Below are 8701 nucleotides of genomic sequence, written 5' to 3' on the forward strand. Positions count from 1 at the left end.
GGCCCTGGAAGAAGAGGGTGGCAGTGAGCCCACCCGCTATCACAACACCTTCAGCGCCATCCCGGCCGACAAAACCTGGCGCCCCCTGTGTAATCACAAACCCGTGATGGACGGCCCCCAGATGGCGCTCGTCACCGGCCCGGAGGGGGAAGAAATCCACTGCGACCAGTACGGCCGGGTAAAAGTAAGATTCCCGTGGGATAGATACTCGAAGAACGACGAACACAGCAGTGCCTGGCTGCGTGTGGCCCAGGGTTGGGCTGGAGGCCAGTACGGCTTTATGGCGCTGCCCAGAATCGGTCACGAAGTGATTGTCTCCTTCCTGGACGGCGACCCGGACCAGCCCATCATCACCGGAAGAACATACCACGCCACCAACACACCGCCGTACGCGCTGCCGGAACACAAAACCCGGACCACCCTGAAGACCAAAACCCACAAGGGTGAGGGCAGCAACGAGCTACGCTTTGAAGACGAAGCCGGCGAAGAGCAGATCTACGTGCACGCCCAGAAAGACCTGGACCTGCTGACGGAAAACAACCGCACCGAAGTTATCAGGAACGACAGCCACCTGACGGTGGAGAACAACCGATTCAGCCACATCAAAGCGGCGGACCATTGCACCACCGACGGCGAAAACCGGCTGTCCGTTGGCGCAGATTGCAGCCAGACCGTGGGCGGCACCTACCATCAGAAAACCGCTCGTGCCATGGCCGCAGAAGCTGGCACCGAAGTGCACCACAAGGCCGGTGCCAAGGTGGTGCTGGATGCCGGGGCAGAGCTGACGATTTCCGGGGGTGGTAGCTTTATCAAGCTGGACCCGAGTGGGGTTACGTTGAGTGGGCCGGGGATCAAGATAAATTCCGGGGGCAGTCCGGGGAGTGGTTCGGGGCTGGGAGCGAGTGGGCCAGCGTTGCCGCAGGACGTGGAAAAGAATGTTCACGAGATGGTTGAACCGGTCTTCCTGCCAACCGGCTTTGCGGAATCCGAAGGGCAGGCAATAGCCATTAAACAGGCCGCTGTGAACGGAAAGCCCTTTTGCAAAATCTGCTCTGAGCGCATGACACAAAGGGGCCGCGTATGAAATGGCCGTTTTCCAGTGGCCAGCGGGCTTTCGTTGTTGTAGATGCGGCGTTACCGGGGTTAAGGGCCAAGTGGTACGAACTGGCGGGAAACAGCGACAGCATTCCCCTGTACAACGGAACACCCTTTGCACACCTCTTAGAGGTGTCCCCGATACTGGCCGAGATTAACCCCGACCATAAATTCCTGAGCTGGGCGCACCAGTCCTCCCCATCAAACAACTGGGGGGTATTGCTGACTGCCGATGCAAACTTGGCGGAGTTGGCAGCCCATTTACGAAAGTCTCTCACCCTTGTTGATGAAAATGACAGCGAGGTGCTGTGCCGTTTTTACGATCCGGACATCCTGCCTGTCTTTTGGCAATCGCTGAGTGTGTCCGAGCAGCAGACCTTTGCCGGTCCCGTAACCCAGTGGGCCGCCCGACAACTGGGTGAAGAGGCCTGTTGGCTCAGTGAGCCTGTTGAACGGGGGGCGCAGTCGACTTGGCAAACGCTTAAGCCTTTATGGCTTCGGTTAACTGAGCAACACATCCAGGCCATGAGACCGATCTACCATCGCCACCGGGTGCAACAGGCGGTGGTGCAATTAAACCAGTCAATGACCTGGCGGCTTATGCATCTGGCGAATGAGATTGTCGTTCAACGGATTGACGAGACCGTACAGTCGATCTATCGATGGCATGAGGCGCCAAGTCCCCAGGAAACACTCACTTTCTGCCAACTGTGCTTAGAGCGCTGTTCCCACTTCTATCGGGCAGCCCGGGCAGAGGAGCTCCTGGCATCAGCGAATCTGGCGCAGGCCTTGGTTGACATCGAACGCGACCTGGCCGAACAGCCGGACCACTACGCCCCCCACCACGACCCGGATTGGATGCCGTCGTATGACGAAACGGCCCTGATCAGCAAGCGCCGTGAACAACGTTGGAGTGATCAAGGATGACAGCCACCGAGCAATGCCCGATCTGTAACGACATAACGCCCAAACTGGCGTTTATTTGCAGCTTCGTCTGCTTTTGCAGCGTCAACCCCATGCAGTCCCAGACCGGCCGCAACATGAAGCAGATGTGTGTCGATGCTTCCCTGGATGCGGTGAATCAGGTCTCGGATACCGGCATCCGGCCGCAGGTTGGGTATTACATGCCAGAGGATCAAATGATAGCGCCGCAGCCGCTCATGTTGAAAGATGCTGCTAGGCAGGAGACTACCGAACCGATCCGTAACTTCGGGCATATGATCAATCGGATTCGAAACCTAAAGACTCCGGCCGATGCGTTGCTCAAAGATGAGATTGAGCAATACAGTAAAGGCGAGCTTCGTATACCAGATGCCGTAGTTTTGCGAGACCCTGCCGGGTTGCCAACTCAGGACAACCTTTTGGGGGTGGTGGAGGTCAAGTTCCGGGGCGATCGTTGGGGTATTGGGCAGGAAAAAGCCTATGAGCGAATTGCTGGCCCAGATAGCGGACTACATGAATTGAACGAGGACACTTGCAAATGTGACGGCACAGAGCAGCAATTGGTACCTGAAGACTCCCTGCAGCCTGCGCGGGATTTGTATGAGCAGGAAGAAGAGCATGGGCTGGGTGATTCGTTGTTGCTCGGGTTGGAAGTGTTGGCCATCGGCGTTGCGATGACAGCGCTGGTGCTGGATGATGCCACCGGGATCGGAACGGCGGATGATGTTCTGCTGGCACCGCTGGGGGCGAGGGCAGCGCTCCAGAGCGCCCGTTTTTACCGGGGAACCTCTACTGTGGTTCGTGGAAGCAGTGAAGCCGCCAAACTCGTTGCGCAGAGGATGTCATCATTGCGTCCAAGCTTGGAGCGCATCGGAGCTGCATTTTAAGTTTCAGGACAGGGGAAGACTTACCGTGGATGAACTGAAAGAACTGATGACAGTGGAAGACGCCGATGGTGTCATGCTTAAGCTTAGCCTGAACGTGGAAATTTACTTCCGTAATGCTTGGCGTACGGATGTCCGGGAGGCGGTGCTGGCGGTCTTCAATGAATACCGGGAGTACTTCGGCCAGGAATTCAATTGGACTACCAACCCAAATACCGGCCGTTGGAAAAGTCTGAAGAAGACACCTTACCCGTACCCGGGCGAGTGGCTGTTGGATGTGCCACAGGACGAGGAGTGGGAGTTTGTTTTTCATGGTGGCGAAAAGAAGACAGATGCTTCGGACATAGACTTCGTCTCATTGGGAGGCGGGAAGGCAAGAACCATAGAAGACCATCCTCTCTCCAACCAACGATCGTTGTCATATCTCTATTGCCATTTTCCGATAGATTTCTTTATCGACCGCGACGAAAAACTACCAGATATTTTTAAACGTTGGTGTAGCTTGTTAAACGCTGAGCAAGCATATGCGGGATTTGGATTAGCTATATCTCACGGTTATGAAACTCGTGTAGACCCTTTGGTCTATCAGTTGGGGCAGCGTTTCCCTGGCCTTAATGTCGGCAAAGGAACAACACACTCTCTGTATTTGCTGAGCAGCATCAAATCGCCGGCATGGCTCACTGCCATCTGCCAGCCCTATGTGAATCAACTTGGTGGAGAGGCTGCGTTGCAGGAGGCGTTACCGGATGGTTGGGTGTCACCGTATGACGGCGGTGTGATTATCCAGGCTGGACCCAAGCCTCTGCTGGGTGACCGGGAGCAGGGTCTGGATGTCGCCCCCTATCGACAAGCCGCCCAGGCCTTACGTCCGATTCGTTCAACCAAGCATGGTGGAATAGCCAAGGGCCGCGTGGACGGTCAGACTGTGTTCCATACTCAGGAATTCCGCGAATGGCTTTCCCGCTTCGATGGAGAACCGGAGGTGAGTCATGACTGACACCCTGGCAATGGATCTGATGCCAGCACAGTGGTTTCCAGACATAGAACTGTCCGAGCTTGCCGTAGGCGAGAGCAGCATTGACATCGTTGGTGCCGGCGAGTGGGCCTTGCAGGGAGATCTGGTGCTGTTTGAGGGCAAAGGCACCCTGCGTCTTTCGTTGACAGAAGCTCCAAGAGTTGAAATCTGGAATGGCGAAACCTGGCAGGTGCTCCCCGAGGATTTTCTGGAGCATGCGACGACCGTCACTCACCTCCAATACGACCGGGCGAGCGGCGAGGTCGTGGTCAATGCTCGTGCAGGGGACAAGCAGGCCAAGATTCGGCTGGCGGGTATGCTCACCGGTGTGGAGTGGTTGCCGGCGTCGTAAACCGGAATCACGGGGGCGTGGGTTACATGGATGTGAGTAATGACATCAGGGTAGTAGACGCCGACGGCGTCATGCTCAAGCTCTGCCTGAACGTGGAAATTTACTTCCGTAATGCTTGGCGTACGGATGTCCGGGAGGCGGTACTGGCGGTTTTCAATGAATACCGGGAGTATTTCGGCCAGGAATTCAAATGGACCACCAACCCGAACACTGGCCGTTGGAAAAGCCTGAAGAAAACGCCTTACCCATACCCGGATGAGTGGCTGTTGGATGTACCACAGGACGAGCAGTGGGAATTTGTCTTCCATGGTGGAGACAAGAAGACCGATGCCTCGGACGTGGATGTGGGAGCCTATGGGGAGTGGATTCATGAAGGGAACGAGGCTCCAGCATCAGACGACAACTCATTGTCTTTTATCAAGATGAATTTCCCCATGGACTTTTTTGTGGACCGGGATGAGAAGCTACCATCTATCTTCGGCCGCTGGTGCAGCCTGTTGATGGCAGACCAAGCTTATGCAGGTTTTGGTCTGGCCCTATCCCATGGGTATGAAACACGCGTCGACCCCCTAGTCTATCAATTAGCGCAACGTTTTCCGGGCCTAAATGTTGGCTCGGAGACTACACATTCTCTTCGCTTGTTAACTCGTACCAAAACACCCAACTGGCTCACCGCTACCTGCGAGCCTTATGTGAGCCAACTCGGTGGCGGGACTGTATTGCAGGCGGCGTTACCGGATGGTTGGGTGTCGCCCTATGACGGCGGCGTGATTATCCAGGCTGGACCTAAACCTTTGCTCGGAGATCGGGAGCAAGGATTAGATGTAGCTCCTTATCGTCAGGCGGCTCGTGTTCTGCGATCAATTCGTTCAACCGATCATAGTGGTATCGCAATGGGGAGAGTCGATGGTCAGACCGTGTTCCACACTCAGGAATACCGCGAGTGGCTGTCCCGTTTTGATGGCGAACCGGAGGTGAGCCATGACTGATACCCTGGCGATAGATCTGATGCCTGCGCAGTGGTTTCCGGACATTGAATTGACTGAGCTTGCCGTGGGAGAGCGCTGCATTGACATCGCCGGTGCTGGCGAGTGGGCCTTGCAGGGAGATCTGGTGCTGTTTGAGGGCAAAGGCACCCTGCGTCTTTCGTTGACGGAGGCTCCAAGGGTGGAAATCTGGAATGGCGAAACCTGGCAGGTGCTCCCCGAAGATTTTCTGGAGCATGCGACGACCGTCACTCACCTCCAATACGACCGGACGAGTGATAAGGTGGTGGTCAATGCCCGGGCGGGGACAAGCAGGCCAAGATTCGGCTGGCGGGTGTTCTCACCGGTGTGGAGTGGTTGCCGGCTTCACAGGGGCAGCTTAGAAAGCTGCAATCTGCAGTAGATCAGAAAAAACTCTACAAAATCCTAAAGCAATCAGAACGCCAGACGCTTCTTGATAGCGCAGAGAATCATCTGAACGAATCGCTGCTAACGCGGTTAAGGACACTATCTCGTCAGGGCGAGCCCTCCACTAGTCAACACCTGAAACGGCCGGGTCTATAAGGCATCAGTGCGACTGCCCAATCGACTTGAACATTGATTTAAAATGAATCCTTAGGGATTCAAAATCCAAGGAAAGGAATAAAACGATGAAATTCATTGGTGCGCTGATCTGTGCTCTCATTCTGGCTGTTGCCGGCTATTTCTGGTTCTCTGAAACGCCTCCGGCGATTAACAAGGAAGCCCTGCTGTTTAATCCCCCGGTGGGAGATGTTCGATATTTTGCGGTTGATCAGACCACAGAAATTGGGGTGTCTGGCAGAGGTGGGTCGGTTAACAGGATGACCAGCGTTCTGCGCAGCGAAGTGCTTGGTGCGGATGCTGGGTTGGTTGAGCTCCAGTCCGGCGCCCTGAAAGTTGCAGAACGAGGACGTGGGCGGACACTTGTAGACACCGAGTCGGGCGAGCCACAAAGCAGTGGTGAAAAACTTCTGGCCGATTTTTTGCGGTCTGGAGTTGTTGAGCAGGTAAGTGTTCATGGCGTGATCAAAGAAAGTACTTACCAGAATCCGGATGCCCTGAAGAGCATTAGTGATCGGCCAGAAGTCCTGCAGACTCTACTTCTTCGCAGCCTGAGTATTTTTCCTTGGTATCCTGGCCAGTTTCCGAATGAAGATCTGGCGATTGGATTATCGTGGCAGACTGAGAATCAAGAATGGAGTGGCGCAACCCTTCAGGGAATGCAGTTCGAAGTTACTCGGTTGGATAGTCAGACGGTGACCCTGGAATTTGCACCCGTCGGAGAGCAAGACCTGCCGGCCGATGAAGATTCAACCCCAAATAGCTTTAGTGCTGCTGGCTACCTCGAACTTGAACGTGCAACAGGCTGGCCGAGGCAGGCTAGTGTTCAGATCAGTACTGAAGAAGAGCATCAAGGGGTAACCTTTCAGATTACCAGTCACTTGAAGGTCAGGCAGTCAGAGGTTGATCCAGGGCCAGACACCGACAGACTGATGTCTATGGCGAAAATATCGATGCAGGCTCGCCCCATCGATACCTCGAACACCGTCTTTAATGACTACTTCACACCCCCCTTCAGCCCGGAACCGGTGGAGACCTCCCTCAATGAGATCCAGCAAACCCTGCTTTGGTTTGGTACGGAACCGGTTGATTACCGCTATGGACGAGCCGTTGGGGTTGAGTCAAAGCTGAATTCCTCCAATCTTCAAACCGCAACGATTCATCCGGTTAACCGTGTTCGGTTGCTGGATGCTGATGGCGAGCCGGTAGTGGAAAACACAATACCGAATCCGGATTTCAGAGTCCTCAAACCTTCGATCGGTGGCAACGCTGCCAGCGCGAGAATGCCCTTCCTTCGTATGGGACTGACGGATGAACAGTTGAGGTCGATTGATGTGATTGAATTCGACGCTCAAGTAACCGTACCAGACCAAGAGTACTCGGTCCTTCTTGACAAGAAAGATAAGGCGATTGAACTGGAGAACGCCGGGCTCAAACTGATTATCGAAGAGTGGGGTGCTGAGGTAGTTCGCATTCGGGTATCCGAGACCGGCGGAACACCACCAGGGGCTCGCCCCATGATCATGGGCTATCCGGTCGACGAATCGGGAGAGCCGGTAGCTCAGTTTGGTCTGCGCATGACCCATTCCGCTTTCGAGACCGTTCTGGGTGCCATGAAGAACCCGCCCCGCGGCGCAAAAGCGATGGCAGCTGAACTAATGCAGGGTCTCGACGCAATGCCTCCCCACGAGAGAAACGGCGATTTTATCTTTGAGTTCAGTCGCACATCAGCTCCTTTGCCAGACCGGTTCAGATTCAATTACATGAGCACTCGCACCAAAGCTATGACATTCATTGCGCCCGCAGCCAGAAAAAACACGGTTGGTGACGATGTCGAGAGCAGTTGAGGGGATGGAGGAGTCTCCGTTGCTCCCTGAGCCTAGAAACAACAGGCGACGTCTCGGCCAAGATTTGCAGCCAGTAGGTGACTACGCAGGTATTCAACCTTATTACCGCGTTTGTGAGGATGTGCAAGCTGTTCACCACCAGGACAAATGTGGCCCAGAGGCATTTCAGTCCGGTGATTGGTGGTGGAGTCAGGGTCGAATTCGTTTTCTGAACGGCAAGGCATTCATTGGTCTTTCAGCCGCACAGCTGCTAATCCCTTATCTTTGGGGCGGGCTTGTCTTGGTTGGTGGAGGGATGATGCTCTTACATTATGCTTCCAAGGTTGAGCTCCCTGACGAACTAAAATCACTTTTAGGCCTCGGAGTGGTTTTGGGTTGGATAGCTCTATCTATGTTTCTAATCATAAAAACCTTACCTTGGGTTATGAGCGCCGCTGCCTTTCTGTTAAAACCGTTCGAAAAAGGCCTTTCTAGGATAACGGATCGCAGCCTTAAAGCGGGCGAAAGCTACTTCAGCCGAGAAACCGGCCAGGTAAGTTTTGCTATGCCGGGCGGCAAGAAACTGACAGCGCCCTTTGAGGAATTCGATGCCTATGTTGAGCGGGTGATAGAAGCCGGCGGGATCTTCTATCGCTTGATGTTCGTGCATCGTTACACCGCCAAACAATTCAGCCAGACGTCCCTGAGCCGGGTCGAACCCACGAAAGAAGAGGTAATGGCGCTGTGGGACATGCTTCAACGCTACATGGATACCTCTCAGCCCTTGCCGGACGTGCCAAGGCTCGAGCCGTTCCGCCATCTGGATCCCGTTACCGCTGAGCATGACGGGCGTATCGGCCGCAACCCACGCTTCTGGCGCGATCTGGATTTGGAAGCTTGGAAGCAAGGGGAGGGCAAGGAATGGCTGAAGCGGCAGATGGAATACCCATGGGATAAACGCAAATGCAGGCTCACACCGCAGTTGGGCAAGATCTCTGTAGTGGTCAACTAATCCCGGA

Annotated in this window: 9 protein-coding genes; all 9 read left to right on the forward strand. The window is 54.7% G+C overall.

The features are described 5' to 3' along the window. Window positions 1–1084 (forward strand): type VI secretion system Vgr family protein (locus B3Y70_RS02290; RefSeq protein WP_288589121.1); only part of this gene is annotated, 1084 nt, incomplete at its 5' end. Continuing rightward, window positions 1081–2022: a DUF4123 domain-containing protein gene (locus tag B3Y70_RS02295; protein WP_286896929.1), complete on the forward strand. Its 942-nt coding sequence runs from the start codon at window positions 1081–1083 to the stop codon at window positions 2020–2022. The genes B3Y70_RS02290 and B3Y70_RS02295, both read left to right, overlap by 4 nt. Then, window positions 2019–2924 (forward strand): hypothetical protein, encoded by a 906-nt coding sequence (locus B3Y70_RS02300; protein WP_023009696.1) that lies wholly within the window; start codon window positions 2019–2021, stop codon window positions 2922–2924. The genes B3Y70_RS02295 and B3Y70_RS02300 overlap by 4 nt, the downstream gene beginning before the upstream one ends. Window positions 2925–2949: 25 nt before the next feature. Continuing rightward, entirely contained in the window at window positions 2950–3918 is a 969-nt protein-coding gene (locus B3Y70_RS02305) for a type VI immunity family protein (protein WP_286896926.1), read from the forward strand. Continuing rightward, on the forward strand, window positions 3911–4288 hold the full coding sequence (locus B3Y70_RS02310) for a hypothetical protein (RefSeq protein WP_288589122.1): 378 nt from the start codon (window positions 3911–3913) through the stop codon (window positions 4286–4288). Before B3Y70_RS02305 ends, B3Y70_RS02310 begins: the two co-directional genes overlap by 8 nt. 26 nt (window positions 4289–4314) lie before the next feature. Beyond that, a complete protein-coding gene (locus B3Y70_RS02315) occupies window positions 4315–5277 on the forward strand; it encodes a type VI immunity family protein (protein ID WP_023009272.1) in 963 nt (320 codons plus the stop codon). Continuing rightward, on the forward strand, window positions 5270–5677 hold the full coding sequence (locus B3Y70_RS02320) for a hypothetical protein (protein ID WP_023009271.1): 408 nt from the start codon (window positions 5270–5272) through the stop codon (window positions 5675–5677). Before B3Y70_RS02315 ends, B3Y70_RS02320 begins: the two co-directional genes overlap by 8 nt. Window positions 5678–5924: 247 nt before the next feature. Next, window positions 5925–7703: a hypothetical protein gene (locus B3Y70_RS02325; protein WP_023009270.1), complete on the forward strand. Its 1779-nt coding sequence runs from the start codon at window positions 5925–5927 to the stop codon at window positions 7701–7703. 19 nt (window positions 7704–7722) lie between these two features. Next, on the forward strand, window positions 7723–8694 hold the full coding sequence (locus tag B3Y70_RS02330; protein ID WP_286896922.1) for a hypothetical protein: 972 nt from the start codon (window positions 7723–7725) through the stop codon (window positions 8692–8694). Window positions 8695–8701 lie beyond the last annotated feature (7 nt).

The organism is Marinobacter sp. UBA5687 (assembly GCF_002420325.1).
Taxonomy (GTDB): Bacteria; Pseudomonadota; Gammaproteobacteria; order Pseudomonadales; family Oleiphilaceae; genus Marinobacter; species Marinobacter nauticus.

Coding starts and splice junctions, on each gene's coding strand:
- B3Y70_RS02295 (WP_286896929.1), top strand. CDS start 1,081: ATGAAATGGCCGTTTTCCAGTGGCCAGCGGGCTTTCGTTGTTGTAGAT.
- B3Y70_RS02300 (WP_023009696.1), top strand. CDS start 2,019: ATGACAGCCACCGAGCAATGCCCGATCTGTAACGACATAACGCCCAAA.
- B3Y70_RS02310 (WP_288589122.1), top strand. CDS start 3,911: ATGACTGACACCCTGGCAATGGATCTGATGCCAGCACAGTGGTTTCCA.
- B3Y70_RS02315 (WP_023009272.1), top strand. CDS start 4,315: ATGGATGTGAGTAATGACATCAGGGTAGTAGACGCCGACGGCGTCATG.
- B3Y70_RS02320 (WP_023009271.1), top strand. CDS start 5,270: ATGACTGATACCCTGGCGATAGATCTGATGCCTGCGCAGTGGTTTCCG.
- B3Y70_RS02325 (WP_023009270.1), top strand. CDS start 5,925: ATGAAATTCATTGGTGCGCTGATCTGTGCTCTCATTCTGGCTGTTGCC.